This is a genomic window from Pseudomonas sp. LBUM1645, from assembly GCF_059716185.1.
Map to the genome: position 1 here is coordinate 1734682 of NZ_CP166811.1, position 15985 is coordinate 1750666.

14 protein-coding genes are annotated in these 15985 nt (G+C 59.9%); 8 read left to right on the forward strand and 6 right to left on the reverse strand.

Features of this window, described 5'->3' with window-relative positions:
• Positions 1-71 precede the first annotated feature (71 nt).
• From ACA079_RS07685 to ACA079_RS07700, 4 genes are all read left to right on the forward strand, one after another.
• Positions 72-539: a translation initiation factor 2 gene (locus tag ACA079_RS07685; RefSeq protein WP_497703086.1), complete on the forward strand. Its 468-nt coding sequence runs from the start codon at positions 72-74 to the stop codon at positions 537-539.
• Between the two features lie 163 nt (positions 540-702).
• A complete protein-coding gene (locus ACA079_RS07690) occupies positions 703-957 on the forward strand; it encodes a YkgJ family cysteine cluster protein (protein WP_497703087.1) in 255 nt (84 codons plus the stop codon).
• 41 nt (positions 958-998) lie between these two features.
• Positions 999-1604 carry an START domain-containing protein gene (locus ACA079_RS07695; RefSeq protein WP_497703088.1) on the forward strand — a complete coding sequence of 202 codons (606 nt, stop codon included), beginning with the start codon at positions 999-1001 and terminating at the stop codon, positions 1602-1604.
• A 1015-nt stretch (positions 1605-2619) separates the two neighbouring features.
• Positions 2620-4713 (forward strand): LTA synthase family protein, encoded by a 2094-nt coding sequence (locus tag ACA079_RS07700; protein ID WP_497703089.1) that lies wholly within the window; start codon positions 2620-2622, stop codon positions 4711-4713.
• A gap of 61 nt (positions 4714-4774) precedes the next feature.
• Here ACA079_RS07700 and ACA079_RS07705 read toward each other — a convergent pair whose 3' ends face one another.
• Positions 4775-4933, reverse strand: coding sequence for a DUF3309 family protein (locus ACA079_RS07705; RefSeq protein WP_169858239.1), 159 nt, complete (start codon positions 4931-4933; stop codon positions 4775-4777).
• 281 nt (positions 4934-5214) lie between these two features.
• Here ACA079_RS07705 and ACA079_RS07710 point away from each other — a divergent pair, with 281 nt between their 5' ends.
• The 3 genes from ACA079_RS07710 (at position 5215) to csrA (ending at position 6766) form a co-directional block, all read left to right on the forward strand.
• The gene (locus ACA079_RS07710; RefSeq protein WP_497703090.1) at positions 5215-6030 is read left to right on the forward strand and encodes an SDR family oxidoreductase; all 816 of its coding nucleotides are present in this window, start codon (positions 5215-5217) and stop codon (positions 6028-6030) included.
• Between the two features lie 64 nt (positions 6031-6094).
• Positions 6095-6427, forward strand: coding sequence for a YnfA family protein (locus ACA079_RS07715; RefSeq protein WP_074878904.1), 333 nt, complete (start codon positions 6095-6097; stop codon positions 6425-6427).
• Positions 6428-6580: 153 nt separating this feature from the next.
• Complete coding sequence (gene csrA / locus ACA079_RS07720; protein WP_008151243.1) at positions 6581-6766, forward strand: carbon storage regulator CsrA; 186 nt, start codon at positions 6581-6583, stop codon at positions 6764-6766.
• A gap of 4 nt (positions 6767-6770) precedes the next feature.
• On the opposite strand, the gene ACA079_RS07725 is transcribed toward csrA, so the two are convergent.
• The 5 genes from ACA079_RS07725 to mnmC form a co-directional block, all read right to left on the reverse strand.
• A complete protein-coding gene (locus ACA079_RS07725) occupies positions 6771-6998 on the reverse strand; it encodes a YheU family protein (RefSeq protein ID WP_003199186.1) in 228 nt (75 codons plus the stop codon).
• Positions 6999-7198: 200 nt separating this feature from the next.
• Positions 7199-8389 carry an osmoprotectant NAGGN system M42 family peptidase gene (locus ACA079_RS07730; protein WP_497703091.1) on the reverse strand — a complete coding sequence of 397 codons (1191 nt, stop codon included), beginning with the start codon at positions 8387-8389 and terminating at the stop codon, positions 7199-7201.
• A 162-nt stretch (positions 8390-8551) separates the two neighbouring features.
• On the reverse strand, positions 8552-10300 hold the full coding sequence (gene ngg, locus ACA079_RS07735; protein WP_497703092.1) for an N-acetylglutaminylglutamine synthetase: 1749 nt from the start codon (positions 10298-10300) through the stop codon (positions 8552-8554).
• Between the two features lie 3 nt (positions 10301-10303).
• On the reverse strand, positions 10304-12076 hold the full coding sequence (locus tag ACA079_RS07740) for an N-acetylglutaminylglutamine amidotransferase (RefSeq protein ID WP_497703093.1): 1773 nt from the start codon (positions 12074-12076) through the stop codon (positions 10304-10306).
• Between the two features lie 124 nt (positions 12077-12200).
• Positions 12201-14183 (reverse strand): bifunctional tRNA (5-methylaminomethyl-2-thiouridine)(34)-methyltransferase MnmC2/FAD-dependent 5-carboxymethylaminomethyl-2-thiouridine(34) oxidoreductase MnmC1, encoded by a 1983-nt coding sequence (mnmC, locus tag ACA079_RS07745; protein WP_497703094.1) that lies wholly within the window; start codon positions 14181-14183, stop codon positions 12201-12203.
• 253 nt (positions 14184-14436) lie between these two features.
• Between mnmC and pap the strand changes: the two genes are divergently transcribed.
• The gene (gene pap, locus ACA079_RS07750) at positions 14437-15960 is read left to right on the forward strand and encodes a polyphosphate:AMP phosphotransferase (RefSeq protein WP_497703095.1); all 1524 of its coding nucleotides are present in this window, start codon (positions 14437-14439) and stop codon (positions 15958-15960) included.
• The last annotated feature ends 25 nt before the right edge of the window (positions 15961-15985 follow it).

Below are 15985 nucleotides of genomic sequence, written 5' to 3' on the forward strand. Positions count from 1 at the left end.
TCCTGCCCGAGCTTGTCATGTCGCGTGCAACAGGCGAGCATATGGCTCCTGCCGTTTGTACCGTTGGGTCCATGAAGCCGATTTTTCCCGCTGTCTGGCTATCGATCTGCCTGCTGATGACCTTCCAGGCCGAAGGCGTATTGGCGGCTTCCGTTCAAGAAAAACCGGCAGCCAGCGCCACTTCGAAAAAACCGGCACCCGCCAAGAAAGCCGCGCCGGTCAAAAAGAAAGCGGCCAAGGTGAAAAAGCGACCGCCGATTGCCTCCAAGTCCAAAGCCGCCAGTGAGATCGTGAAAACCAAGCTTCCGTCGGCCGACCTGGATTTGAGCCTGCCCCAAGACATGGCCGAGGAGTTAAAACCGCTCGGTACGGTAGCGTTGCCACGGCACGATGCGGTATTGCCGCAAATGTTTGGTGACAAGGCTGGTCCGTTTCAGCTCAACGGAAGGCTGATCAGCAACGAAATGCAGTTGCAACTGCGCAACGAAGAGCGCCGTGAAGTTGAAGGCGCAGCCCTGGAATTTGAGTTCAAACGATAATTTCTTCCCGTCCGTGACCTGCTGGCCAGACGCTTTGTCGGAGACTGGTCAGTCACGCTCGTTTAAGCGAAAAAACCCGGGTCCAGGTAATTTTAAACAAGCGTTTTAGCGGTTACCCTGTGCCACGTCCTTTAACACATCGCCCGTCGAGGAGCTCGTCGTCATGAAATGCCGTGAAGGCTGTGGCGCCTGTTGCATTGCCCCTTCCATCAGTTCACCGATTCCCGGCATGCCCAATGGCAAGCCCGCTGGAGAACGTTGCGTACAACTCTCTGTCGATAACCTGTGCGGCATTTTCGGCAAACCGGAACGTCCTGCAGTGTGTTCGGCGTTCGAAGCCGACGTCGAAGTCTGCGGAAGCAGCGGTGACGAAGCGATCAAATTGCTGGGTTGGTGGGAGCAAATGACGGCGGCGTGATGTGTTCAACGAACGGATCTTCAACAATAAGGAATAAGACTATGGGTTCGCTGCATCGTATGGCTGTGTTGTGTGGTTTGACTGTTTTGCTGGCTTCCACGGCCGCTCAGGCAGAAGACTGGAAAGTTGCCAAGAACGAAGACGGCATCAAGGTTTCCTTGAGTGAAGTGGCTGGCTCCGATTACAAGGCCTACCAGGGCGTCACCCTGATGAAGACCACCATTGCCAAACTGCGCGCGTTGCAGGAAGACGTGCCAGGCGCTTGCGCCTGGATTCACGACTGCAAAACCCAGAAGTTGCTCAAGCACGAAGGCGATCAAAGCTGGACCTACACCCAGTTCAATACTCCTTGGCCGGTTACCGCGCGTGATTCGGTGCTGCATGTGACCACTGTCGAAGGGGCTGATGGCAGCCTGACCCGCAAACTCGAAGGTGTGCCGAAGTATATTCCTGAAGAAAAAGGCTTTGTGCGGGTTACCAAGGTCGACGGTTTCTGGAAGTTCGTGCCCAAGGGCGATCAGATCGAAGTGACCTATCAGGTGCACACTGAGCCGGGCGGTAGCATACCGTCGATGGTGGCCAACAAGTTTGTGGTCGATGCGCCGTTCAATACCTTGAAAGCCCTGAAAGAACGCGCTGAGAAGTAATTGCTCTTTTGATAAAACGCCCTGACTGGTTCGGGGCGTTTTCTATTGGGTATGGCGGGTTATTTGATCGGGGGCATATCCGTTTCTTCGGTCATGGCGACTGGCGGTTTCGCTTTTACAGCGAGTCACTTTCGAAAAGCGCGAAAGTAACCAAAGCGCTTTTACCCCTTTCGTTCGGTGCCTCGCCTAGGCTCGGCATGCCCTCGCTCCGGTCCTGCTCCGTGGGCCCGCCGCCATCGGCCATCCATGGCCGGGGGCGGCTAACCCGGCATCCATGCCGGGTTGCCCACTGCGCAGAACCTCCACTCGGCCTCTCGAGGCGGCGGTGCATCAAGATCAAATGCTGCAGGCGAGCTAACGCTCGGCCTGTTGAGTGGTAAGGAGCGTGCGTACACCCCCGCCCCCCCGGTAGGAGCTGTCGAGTGAAACGAGGCTGCGATCTTTTGATCTGGCTGTGGCTGTGGCTTTTGATTTTGATCTGTTGCCCCTTTCCCAGAGGCCGAACGCAGGCGTTGCGCAGGGGGCACCGCGGCAAGGATGCCGCGGTAGCCGCCCCCGGCCATGGATGGCCGATGGCGGCGGGCCCCCGGAGCAATGCCGGAGTGAGGGCATGCCGAGCCTAAGCGAGGCACCGAATGGCGGGGCAGGAGCCCTTGGTTACTTGGGGCTTTTCCAAGTGACTCGCTGTAAGAGCGAAACCGCCAGCCGCCGTTACCGCAGAAACGGATATGCCCCCGATCAAAGAGCACTGCCGAAACAAATACGCCCCCGAACTAACCGGCATCAGAAGCTGGGGGACTTTATTTTGTTTCCGAATATACGTTGCACGAAATTTTCACAAAGCCTCCAAGACAATTCGCCCGCGCCAACATGCGGGCAGTAATCAATGGCAATGCCGCGAGTGATCGTGCAACATTTGCGCACCGCGCAAGCCCCGGGGCCGAGTACTGGCCAACAGAGGGCAAGGCGCAGCTGTATTTTTGAAACTTCAACTTCCAATGGGTCCTAAAACGACATGGCAAACCCGGACGCCCTGAGTCAGCAGCGAGCTTCTAGTCGCCTGCTGCAACCGACCGTCAAATCGCATCTGGCCTACACGCTGCTGTGTGCCCTGGTCATGATGGTCATGTTCAGCCTGCTGCGCGTTGCGCTGCTGGTTTACAACCGCGAGATGATCCTCGACACCCCGGCCTCGACCTTTCTCGAAGCGTTCGCCAATGGTCTGCGTTTCGACCTGCGCCTGGTGGTCTACCTCAGCATTCCATTACTGCTGGCGCTGTTCAGCGCCCGGGCGATGGCCGCACGCGGATTCTTCCGGTTCTGGCTGACCATTGCCTCGAGCATCGCGCTGTTCCTCGGCCTGATGGAGATGGACTTCTACCGTGAGTTCCACCAGCGCCTCAACGGCCTGGTCTTCCAGTATGTAAAGGAAGACCCGAAAACCGTGATGAGCATGCTCTGGTACGGTTTTCCGGTGGTTCGCTACCTGCTGGCCTGGGCCGTGGGCACGTTGATCCTGACCCTGGCGTTCAAGGGCGCCGACCGCGCCACCCGTCCTCGTGGTCCCTTCAGCGGCGGCAGCATCGGCACGCGCAAAGTCGCCCCGTGGTACTCACGCATCGCGGTGTTTGTCGTCTGCCTGCTGGTCTGCGTGGTCGCCGCTCGTGGCACCCTGCGTCAGGGCCCGCCACTGCGTTGGGGTGACGTCTACACCACCGACTCGAACTTCGCCAACCAGTTGGGCCTCAACGGCACCTTGTCGCTGGTCGCCGCAGCCAAGAGCCGGATGTCCGAAGATCGCGACAACATCTGGAAGGCCACCCTGCCACAGCCTGAAGCGCAGAAAGTCGTGCGTGACATGCTGGTGATGGCGGACGACAAACTCGTGGATGCCGGAACCGCAGCCGTACGTCGCGATTACACGCCGCCGGCCGACAAGACCCTGCCGATCAAGAACGTCGTCGTGATCCTGATGGAAAGCATGGCCGGCCACTCGGTGGGCGCCTTGGGTGCTCCGGGCAATATCACGCCGTACCTCGACAAACTGTCGAAGGAAGGCCTGATGTTCGACCGCTTCTTCTCCAACGGCACCCATACCCACCAGGGTATGTTCGCCACCATGGCGTGCTTCCCGAACCTGCCAGGTTTCGAATACCTGATGCAGACGCCGGAAGGCAGCCACAAGTTGTCCGGCCTGCCGCAATTGCTCAGTGCCCGTGACTATGACGACGTGTACGTCTACAACGGCGACTTCGCCTGGGATAACCAGTCGGGTTTCTTCAGCAACCAGGGCATGACCAACTTCATTGGTCGTAACGACTTCGTGAACCCGGTGTTCTCCGATCCGACCTGGGGCGTGTCCGACCAGGACATGTTCGACCGTGGTCTGGTAGAGCTCAAGGCGCGGGAAAACGGCAAGCCGTTCTATGCGTTGCTGCAAACCCTGTCCAACCACACGCCTTACGCCTTGCCGAGCCCATTGCCGGTTGAGCGCGTGACCGACCGCGGTAGCTTGAACGAGCATTTGACCGCCATGCGCTACTCGGACTGGGCGCTGGGCCAGTTCTTTGAAAAGGCCCGCAAGGAGCCGTATTTCAAGGAAACCCTGTTTGTGATCGTCGGCGACCACGGTTTTGGCAACGAGCGTCAGATCACCGAAATGGACCTGGGCCGCTTCAACGTGCCGATGCTGATGATCGCACCGGGCATCCAGGAAAAGTTCGGCGAGCGAGACCATACCGTGGGCACGCAGATCGACATCGTGCCGACCATCATGGGCCGCATCGGTGGCGAAGTGCGTCATCAGTGCTGGGGCCGCGATTTGCTTAATCTGCCTGAAGGCGACACCGGTTTTGGCGTGATCAAGCCGTCGGGTAGCGAGCAGACCACCGCCATCATCACGGCTGATCAGATTCTGGTGCTGCCGAAGGAAAAGGAAATGGCGCCGAAGATGTACCAGTACGAACTGGGCGCGACACCTCACGCCGAGATCGTTCCGGATGCACCGCGTACCGCTGAGCTGAAACTCAAGCTCGAAGCGTTCCTGCAAACGGCGACCAAGAGCCTGATCGACAACACCGCCGGTGTGGTTGACGGCAAGCCGGACTAAGTCTTGATGCAATAAAAAAGAGGCCCTTGAAAAGGGCCTCTTTTTTTTGCCTGTTAAACCTTTAAATCTTGCCGAGCAATAGCAGTATCAACAGCACCACCAACACGACGCCGATGATCCCCGACGGGCCATAACCCCAACTTCTGGAGTGCGGGAATACTGGCAAACCACCGACCAGCAACAGGATCAGGATTACGATAAGAATTGTGCCCATGTCTATTTCCTTGTTGGAAGTGTTCTGGAATTACCTGGCGTTTAACTGTCAGCCGGGATGCTAAAAAAACCAGGCTGCTTACAAAATCCGACTGTCGCGCATGAAAGAAAATTCCAAGTTTTTTTAATGTATTTCGAAGAAAGGCTTATTTCGTTTTTATTGAGTCTAGTTGGTTCAGGCGCTGCCACGGTTTGCTCGGGCCATTCAGCAATCTGATGGAGCGTGGGTCGGGCATTGTCCTTCGCTACACTCGATGCATCTTCCCCGGAACAACAAGGCTGTTTGCTATGCAAAATCGCATGATGATCACTGGTGCGGGCTCGGGCTTAGGTCGCGAAATCGCGCTGCGCTGGGCGCGTGAAGGCTGGCAGCTGGCCTTGTCGGATGTCAGCGAACCCGGTCTGCAGGAAACCCTGAAATTGGTTCGCGAAGCCGGCGGCGACGGTTTTATCCAGCGTTGCGACGTGCGCGATTACAGTCAGCTGACCGCTTTCGCCCAAGCCTGCGACGAGAAATTCGGTGGCATCGATGTCATCGTCAACAACGCCGGCGTTGCCTCGGGCGGGTTCTTCAGTGAACTGTCCCTGGAAGACTGGGACTGGCAGATCGCGATCAACCTGATGGGCGTGGTCAAGGGCTGCAAGGCCTTCCTGCCGCTGCTGGAAAAAAGCAAAGGCAAGATCATCAACATCGCGTCGATGGCGGCCCTCATGCAAGGCCCGGCCATGAGTAACTACAACGTCGCCAAGGCCGGCGTGGTGGCGTTGTCCGAAAGTCTGTTGGTCGAACTGGCGCAGCAGGAAATCGGTGTGCATGTGGTGTGCCCGTCGTTCTTCCAGACCAACCTGCTGGACTCCTTCCGTGGCCCGACGCCGGCCATGAAAGCCCAGGTCGGCAAGTTGCTGGAAAGCTCGCCGATCAGCGCGACCGACATTGCCGACTACATCTATCAGCACGTCGCCGCCGGCGAATTCATGATCCTGCCTCACGAACAGGGCCGTATGGCCTGGGCGCTCAAGCAGAAAAACCCGCAACTGCTCTACGACGAAATGACCGTCATGGCCGACAAAATGCGCGCCAAGGCCAAACAAACCGCAGGCTGAACTTGCCCGTACGCAACACCGTCGTTAGGGTGGCCGCAATCGGCCATCCTCGCGAGACGTTTGCATGCTCAATTACCTGTGGTTTTTTCTCGCCGCGCTGTTTGAAATCGCCGGCTGCTTTGCCTTCTGGATGTGGTTGCGCCAAGGCAAAAGCGCCTGGTGGGTCGTGCCGGCTCTGCTCAGTCTGACCTTGTTCGCGTTGCTGCTGACCCGCATCGAAGCAACCTACGCCGGTCGCGCCTATGCCGCTTACGGTGGCATCTACATCATCGCGTCGATCGGCTGGCTGGCGGTGGTCGAGCGAATTCGTCCGCTGGGCTCGGACTGGCTCGGCGTGGCGCTGTGTGTAATCGGGGCCAGCGTCATCCTTTTCGGCCCGCGCTTCTCCGCTTCCTGAAGGATCGGTCCTTCATTTAATGGGTTTGTCGGACGTTTCCATAGGAGATGTTCGGACGGCGCTGTAGGGCGGGACTGATTTGCTGCCGTCGCATTGAAGCCCCTCTGAGCGCAGGGCATCTTCAGGGTCCGATAACCCTGAAGGATGAATGCCATGCTTGTACTCAGTCGCGTTGTGGGCGAGTTGATTTCCATCGGTGACAACATTTCCGTGCGCATTCTTGCCGTCAACGGAGGCAGTGTGCGCTTCGGTGTCGAAGCGCCGCAGAACGTCAACGTGCACCGGTCCGAGGTCTACGACCGCATCCAGGTCAAACTGGCGAAAAACAAAGGACGCTGAGGCCTCAGTCGAACAGGTGCTTGGGCACATCGTGCTTGAGCATCAACTGGCATTGCTCGCTTTCCGGGTCGAAAACAATCAGCGCCTGGCCCTTGGTCAATGCCTGGCGAACACGCAATACACGGGTTTCCAGCGGCGTGTCATCGCCGTTGTCCGTACCGTCACGGGTCACGAAATCCTCGATCAAGCGGGTGAGGGTGTCGACTTCAAGTTGGTCGTGGGGAATCAGCATAAGCACCTCGGCTAAACAATGGCGCGATGCTACGGCGAATGGGAGGTTGCGGCTAGCCTCGACCTCAGCGTTGCCCGATCTACCGCCATCGCGAGCAAGCTCGCTCCCACATTCGACCGCATTCCTATGGAAGTACGCGGTTAACTGTGGGAGCGAGCTTGCTCGCGATGGCTATCTCTCAGGCAACGAAAAAGTCAGAGTCAGCCATCTGACCGCTGCCCCACCAGGCTATCCACCGACGGCACCCGCGTATCGCTTTCCATCTGCGTCTCATGTTCGATCTGATGACTGAACCGGTCCAGCGATCCTTTCGCAGGCTGAGCATCGCTGGCAAACACCGGCGGACTCAGAATGTAGGCGCCGAGCAGGCGGCTGAGCGCAGCGAGGCTGTCGATGTGGGTGCGTTCGTAGCCGTGAGTGGCGTCGCAGCCGAAGGCGAGCAGGGCGGTGCGAATGTCATGCCCGGCGGTGACCGCCGAATGGGCATCGCTGAAGTAGTAGCGGAACAGGTCGCGGCGCACGGGCAACTCGTTGTCACTGGCCAGGCGCAGCAGATGCCGCGACAGGTGATAGTCGTAAGGTCCGCCGGAATCCTGCATTGCCACGCTCACCGCGTGTTCGCTGGAATGCTGACCCGGCGCGACCGGGGCAATGTCGATGCCGACGAATTCGCTGACGTCCCAAGGCAATGCCGCCGCGGCGCCGCTGCCGGTTTCCTCGGTGATGGTGAACAGCGGATGACAGTCGATCATCAGCTCTTCGCCGCTGTCGACGATCGCTTTCAGCGCCGCCAGCAATGCGGCAACGCCGGCCTTGTCGTCGAGATGTCGGGCGCTGATGTGGCCGCTTTCGGTGAACTCCGGCAAAGGGTCGAAGGCGACAAAATCACCGACGCTGATCCCCAGTGAGTCGCAATCGGCACGCGTGGCGCAATAGGCGTCCAGGCGCAATTCGATGTGATCCCAACTGATCGGCATTTCATCCACGGCGGTATTGAACGCATGCCCGGAAGCCATCAGCGGCAGCACGCTGCCACGAATCACGCCGTTGTCGGTAAACAGGCTGACCCGGCTGCCCTCGGCAAAACGGCTGGACCAGCAACCGACAGGCGCCAGGGTCAGACGGCCGTTGTCCTTGATCGCGCGAACCGCCGCGCCGATGGTGTCGAGGTGGGCGGAGACCGCGCGGTCGGGGCTGTTTTTCCTGCCCTTGAGGGTGGCGCGGATGGTGCCTCGGCGGGTCATCTCAAAGGGAATACCCAGCTCTTCAAGCCGCTCGGCGACATACCGCACGATGGTGTCGGTGAACCCGGTCGGGCTGGGAATGGCGAGCATTTCCAGCAGGACTTTTTGCAGGTAGTTCAGATCCGGTTCCGGAATTTTGCTGGTCATGGAAACTCCTGATGAGTAAACAGCATCGATGGTTTCGATGAGGGAAAAATCTATGGTGCCTGCTACGCCGCCATCGCGAGCAAGCTCGCTCCCACAGGGTGTACGCGGTCAAATGTGGGAGCCGAGCTTGCTCGCGATGGCGTCAGTTCAGGCGACGCACATCTATGAGGCCGCCGGCTGACTGTGCGGAAACAACAAATCCACAAACCGCTCAGCCGTCGGCTGCGGTTCATGGTTAGCCAGGCCGGCACGTTCATTGGCTTCGATAAATACATAGTCCGGTTGATCGGCGGCGGGCACCATCAGGTCGAGCCCGACCATCGGAATGTCCAGCGCCCGCGCCGCCCGCACCGCCGCATCCACTAACGTCGGATGCAAGATCGCCGTGACATCCTCAAGAACCCCGCCGGTGTGAAGATTCGCCGTACGCCGTACGAACAGATGCTCGCCCGCCGGCAGAATGCTGCTGTAGTCATAACCCGCCGCGTGCAAGGTGCGCTCGGTCTCATGGTCCAGCGGGATTTTGCTTTCACCACTGGTTGCCGCCTGACGACGCCGGCTCTGGGCTTCGATCAGCGCACCGATGGAATGCTGACCATCGCCCACCACTTCGGCCGGACGACGAATCGCCGCGGCAACCACCTCAAAACCGATCACCACAATCCGCAAATCGAGGCCTTCGTGGAAACTCTCCAGCAGCACTCGACTGTCAAACCGGCGGGCGGACTCGATGGCTTGCTGGACCTCTTCGATGGTCCGTAAATCCACCGCGACGCCTTGGCCTTGTTCGCCATCCAGCGGTTTGACCACCACCCGTTCGTGCTCGTCGAGAAACGCCAGATTGTCATCGGCGTTGCCGGCCAGTTGCTGCGCTGGCAGGTTCAAACCAGCAGTCTTGAGCACTTTGTGCGTCAGGCTTTTGTCCTGGCACAGGCTCATGCTGATGGCGCTGGTCAAGTCGCTGAGGGATTCTCGGCACCGCACTCGACGCCCGCCATGGCTGAGGGTGAACATCCCGGCGTCGGCGTCATCGACTTGTACATCGATGCCGCGACGGTGAGCTTCCTCGACGATGATCCGTGCATAAGGATTGAACTCGGCCTCGGGACCTGGGCCCAGAAACAACGGCTGATTGATGCAGTTCTTGCGCTTGATCGCGAAGGTCGACAGGTTGCGAAACCCGAGCTTGGCGTAAAGACTTTTCGCCTGCTGGTTGTCGTGCAGCACTGACAGGTCCAGGTAACTCAGACCACGGCTCATGAAGTGCTCGATTAAATGCCGCACCAGCACTTCACCAACACCCGGTCGTGAACATTGCGGATCGACCGCCAGGCACCACAGGCTGCTGCCGTTTTCCGGATCGTTGAACGCCTTGTGATGGTTGAGGCCCATGACGCTGCCGATGATCGCGCCGCTGTCCTCATCTTCGGCCAGCCAATAAACGGGGCCACCCTGATGACGCGGGGTCAGCAAGTTGGCGTCGATCGGCAACATGCCGCGCAACTGATACAGCTGATTGATCGCCTGCCAGTCCGCGTCGCTCTGGGCCCGGCGGATGCGAAAGCCGCGAAACACCCGAGTGGACTGGCGGTAGTCGCTGAACCACAGGCGCAAGGTGTCGGACGGGTCGAGAAACAGTTGGGCCGGCTCCAACCCCAGCACTTGCTGAGGCGCAGCCACGTACAGGGCGATGTCGCGTTCACCGGTCTGCTCGTTGAGCAGCTCTTGGGCCAGGCTCGCCGCATCCGGGAAGGTATGGCCGATCAGCAACCGGCCCCAGCCGCAATGCACGGCGATCGGTGCGGCGCCCAATTCACTGCCGTCTTCGGCCAGACGCGCCTGCAAGCGTTCGTAAGAGGGCGCCTGACCGCGCAACAAGCGTTGGCTGTAGGCCGTGGCGTGGGGTTTCATCGATCAGATTCCTTGTTCACTGAGCCACAGGTTCAGGGCCGCCAATTGCCACAGCTTGGAGCCGCGCAATGGGGTCAACTGGCCTTGCGGATCGGTCAGCAGGCGATCGAGCATCTCAGGCTTGAACAGGCCGCGATCCTGACTCGGATCGAGCAGCAGCTCGCGCACCCAGTTCAGCGTGTCGCCCTGCAAATGCTTCAGGCCCGGCACCGGGAAGTAGCCTTTCTTGCGATCGATCACTTCACTCGGAATCACCAACCGTGCGGCTTCTTTCAAGACTTGCTTGCCGCCGTCGGGCAGTTTGAATTTGCCCGGCACGCGCGCCGACAATTCCACCAGGCGATAGTCGAGAAACGGTGTGCGCGCTTCCAGGCCCCAGGCCATGGTCATGTTGTCGACGCGTTTGACCGGGTCGTCCACCAGCATGATCGTGCTGTCCAGACGCAAGGCTTTGTCCACAGCCGCATCGGCGCCGGGTTGTGCGAAATGTTCTTTGACGAAGTCGCCAGCGGCGTCATTGGCCGTCAGCCATTTCGGCTGTACGGTGGCGGCGTAGTCGTCGTAGCTGCGGTCGAAAAACGCATTGCGATAGGCGGCGTACGGATCTTCGGCACCGTCAACTTGTGGGTACCAGTGATAACCGGCGAACAGTTCGTCGGCACCCTGGCCGCTCTGCACCACTTTGCAATGCTTGGCCACTTCGCGGGACAGCAGATAGAAGGCGATGCAGTCATGGCTGACCATCGGCTCGCTCATGGCGCGGAACGCTGCGGGCAGTTGCTCGATGATCTCTTTTTCGTCGATGCGCAATTGGTGATGCTGGGTCCCGTAGTGCTTGGCGATCAGGTCCGAATACTGGAACTCGTCGCCGCGCTCGCCGCCGGCATCCTGGAAACCGATAGAGAAGGTCGACAGGTTTTCAACACCGACTTCACGCAATAGACCGACCAGCAGGCTCGAATCGACACCGCCCGAAAGCAGCACACCGACGTCGACCGCCGCACGTTGACGGATCGCCACCGCGTCACGGGTGCTGTCGAGTACACGGTCGCGCCAGTCTTCGAGTGTCAGATTCATCTCGTCGGCGTGTGGGCCGTAGGGCAGGGTCCACCAGGTTTTCTGCTCGGTGGCGCCGTCCGCTTCGATGCGCATCCAGGTTGCCGGTGGCAGTTTTTCAATGCCGGCCAGCAAGGTGCGCGGCGCCGGAACCACGGCGTGGAAATTCAGATAATGATTGAGCGCCACCGGATCGAGGATCGGGTTGATGTCGCCGCCCTTGAGCAGCGCCGGCAGCGTCGAGGCAAAGCGCAGGCGCTGGCCGGTGCGCGACAGGTACAGCGGCTTCACGCCGAGACGGTCGCGGGCGATGAACAGACGTTGGGCATCGCGCTCCCAGATGGCGAAGGCAAACATGCCGTTGAGCTTGGGCAGCAGTGCTTCGCCCCAGGCGTGGTAGCCCTTGAGCAGCACTTCGGTGTCACCACCGGAATAGAACGCGTAACCGAGGCTTTCAAGCTCGGTGCGCAGTTCCGGGAAGTTGTAGATCGCGCCGTTGAAGGCCAGGGACAAGCCCAATTGGTTGTCGACCATCGGCTGCGCCGAGCCGTCCGACAGGTCCATGATTTTCAGGCGACGATGGCCCAGGGCAATCGGCCCTTGGGCATGAAAGCCCCATGCGTCAGGGCCGCGAGGGGCCAGGTGATGGGTGATTCGTTCAACGGCCGCGAGGTCCGCAGGTTGATAATCAAAGCGTAACTCGCCAGCTAATCCGCACATAAATTCCTTACCGGTTTTTCCGTTGGGGAGGGTCAATCGATATCTCGCCAAAAACGGCGGGTACTCAGAAACTGACCCGGCTGAATCCCCGGAGTTTTAGACCGATAAGTTATAAGGCGCGCCGTCAGACTTTTCCGCGGATCAACTGGCGCACCGCGAAACGGTTGGGATGGCAGGCCTCGGCGACCGTTCTGGGCAGGGGCATAGGTTCGTTTTCGATCCATGCCGCGAGTAATTCACCCGACAGTGGCGCGGTGATCAAGCCGCGAGAACCGTGGCCGCTGTTGACGTAAAAACCCTCAAGCCAGGGGCAGGCAATGTCCGGTACTTGCCGGGCGTCCTTGCTCAGTACGGCGTAGGCGTCGGCGAACGCTGCTTGCTCGGCCAACGGGCCGACGATCGGCAGGTAGTCTGGACTGGTGCAGCGGAACGCGGCGCGTCCTTCAAGCTGCTGCGGGTCCAGTGCCTGAGCATGCAGTCGCGTGGCCAGGTCGGGGGAGATTTCCTCGAGCAAGGCGAGATTGCCGAGGTGTTCGGCGAGGGTCGGGGTCAGGTCATCGCTCTTGAAGTCGAAGCTGGCGCCGAGGGTGTGTTCGCCCAGTCGAGCCGGCGCCACATAGCCTTCGGCGCAGACGACGGTGGCCAGACTCTGGCTTTCGGGGGTTTGCGCCAGTCGGGTGATCTGGCCACGAATGCGTTTGAGGGGCAGTTCGGCGCTGTGTGGAAAACGCTTGATCTCGGCGGCGCCGGCCAGGATCACCACGGGGGCACTGGCCAGCAAATCATCACCGTCCCAGGCCTGCCACTGATCATCAACCTTGCGCAGTTCCAGTACATCGCGATGGGGCAGCCACTGGATGTTCGCCGAAGACGCCTGCCAATGGCACAACGCCGGCGGATGAACCCAGCCACCTTCCGGGAAGAATAATCCGCCGTGTGCCAGGGCGATGCCGGCCTGAGTCTGGGCTTGCGGTTGATCGAGCAAGTGCACCAGATCTGGCGAAAAGGCGGTGGCCAATTGCGCCTGACGCTCCGCTTCCTTGGCGTTGAAGGCCAGTTGCAAGACCCCGCAATCGTCCCAGTCGACGCCCCGTTGCAAATGTTCCAGCAAGCGTCGGGTATGACCGAAACCACTGACAATCAATTGCGACAACGCGGTGCCGTGAGCCGAAAGCTTGAGGTACAGCACACCCTGAGGATTGCCCGAGGCTTCTTGCGCCAGCGCATCGTGACGTTCCAGAAGGCTGACGTGCCAACCCCGCGCAGCCAGGCTGGCGGCGCTGGCGCAACCGGCCAGGCCGGCGCCGATCACCAGTGCCCGACGTTCGCCGGTCAGTGGCGTCGGGCGCGCGAACCATGGTTTGGCCGCGGCGGGCGGCGGGACCTCTTCAGGCCAGCCGAGGAACACGCCCCGCAGGATTTCCCATTTGTGGCCAATGCCAGGCGTGCGCTTCATCTTGAAGCCCGCCGCGTTCAGCAGACGGCGCACCCAACCGGTGCTGGTGAAGGTGCTGATGGTCGATCCGGGCGCCGCCAGACGCGCCAGTTCGGCGAACAGTTCGGCGGTCCACATGTCGGGGTTTTTCGCCGGGGCGAAACCGTCGAGAAACCAGGCATCGATCTGCGCGTCCAGTTGCGGCAATTGTTCCAGCGCATCGCCGATCAGCAAGGTCAGGGTCACGCGGCCGTTGTCCAGCACCAGGCGCTGGAAGCCTTGGTGGATTGCGATGTATTGCGTCAGCAGCTGATCGGCAAACGGTTTGAGCTCCGGCCACAGGGCCAAGGCACGCTGCAGATCGGCCAGGCTCAGCGGGTACTTTTCGACACTGACAAAATGCAGCCGCGCCCCGGCCACCGCGTGCTGTGCGAACAGCTGCCAGGCGCAAAGGAAATTCAATCCGGTGCCGAAACCGGTCTCGCCAATCACCAGTCGACCGCCGGCTGGCAACGCGGCGAAGCGTTCACGCAACGCGTTCTGTTCGAGGAATACGTAGCGGGTTTCGTCCAGCCCCGACAGATCGGAAAAATACACATCATCGAACACCCGCGAACGCGGGAGCCCTTGGTCGTCCCAGTCGAGCTGGGCGTGGGGCAATACAGGTTTCATGGCAGGCTCGGCAACGGCAAGGCGGCCATTCTAGCCGATCGCCGGAGCGGTGCTTGATCCATGGCAAGCCTCAGGATGGCGTGCTTGTTCAAAATGGTGGTGACCGCAAAAGATCGCAGCCTGCGGCAGCTCCTACGGGTGTACGCCAATCCCACGTAGGAGCTGCCGCAGGCTGCGATCTTTTGGCCATTTTTGCATCACCGCAAACCTTGAACTTCCGTTAGTCTTGCTCAATCTGGAAAGGGAGCCATCCATGTTCGAATCCGCCGAAATCGGTCACGCCATCGACAAAGAAACCTACGACGCCGAAGAACCGGCCCTGCGTGAAGCCTTGCTCGAAGCGCAGTTCGAACTTCACCAGCAACGCCGTTTTCCGGTGATCATTCTGATCAATGGCATCGAAGGCGCCGGCAAGGGCGAGACGGTCAAGTTGCTCAACGAATGGATGGACCCACGCCTGATCGAGGTCCGCACGTTCGATCAGCAGACCGACGAAGAGCTGGCTCGGCCACCGGCCTGGCGCTACTGGCGGATGCTCCCGGCCAAGGGCCGCATGGGGATTTTCTTCGGCAACTGGTACAGCCAGATGCTGCAAGGCCGGGTTCATGGCTTGTTCAAGGACCCGGTGCTGGATCAGGCGATAAACCAGTCCGAGCGCTTTGAAAAAATGCTCTGCGACGAAGGCGCGCTGATCTTCAAGTTCTGGTTCCACCTTTCCAAGAAGCAAATGAAGGCGCGGCTCAAGGCCTTGGCGGATGACCCGCTGCACAGCTGGCGCATCAGTCCACTGGATTGGCAACAATCGAAAACCTACGACAAATTCGTGAAGTACGGCGAGCACGTGTTGCGCCGTACCAGTCGCGACTACGCGCCTTGGCATGTGATCGAAGGGGTGGACCCTCATTACCGCAGCCTGTCAGTGGGCAAGATCCTGCTTGAAGGCCTGCAAAGTGCCCTGAAGCGACCCAAGGTCCATCCTTCCAAGGTCAATGCCGCGCCGTTGCCCATCCATGTCGATCAGCTGAACCTGCTCGACAGCCTGGATTTGACCCTGCGCCTGGACAAGGACGATTACGAAGAACAATTGATTACCGAGCAGGCGCGATTCTCCGGCCTGATGCGCGACAAACGCATGCGTCGGCACGCCTTGGTGGCGGTGTTCGAGGGCAATGATGCGGCTGGCAAGGGCGGGGCGATCCGCCGGGTCGCGGCAGCCCTCGATCCACGCCAGTACAGCATCGTGCCGATTGCCGCGCCCACCGAAGAGGAACGGGCGCAGCCTTATCTGTGGCGGTTCTGGCGACACATCCCGGCCAAGGGCAAGTTCACGGTGTTCGATCGTTCGTGGTACGGGCGGGTGCTGGTGGAGCGCGTCGAAGGCTTCTGCCCGCCGACGGACTGGTTGCGGGCCTACAGTGAAATCAATGATTTTGAAGAGCTGATCGCCGAGGCCGGGGTGATCGTGGTCAAGTTCTGGCTGGCCATCGACAAGCAGACGCAACTGGAGCGTTTCCAGGCGCGGGAAGAGATTCCCTTCAAGCGTTTCAAGATCACCGAAGATGACTGGCGCAATCGTGATAAATGGGACGACTACCGCGCAGCGGTCGGTGACATGGTTGATCGCACCAGCACCGAGATATCGCCCTGGACGCTGGTGGAAGCCAATGACAAGCGCTGGGCGCGGGTCAAAGTCCTGCGCACCATCAATCTGGCGCTGGAAGAGGCTTTTGAAAAATCCGAAAAACACGACAGGAAAGTGAAACAGCACAAGAAGTGAACGATGGTTGCGCATACGCGGGGTG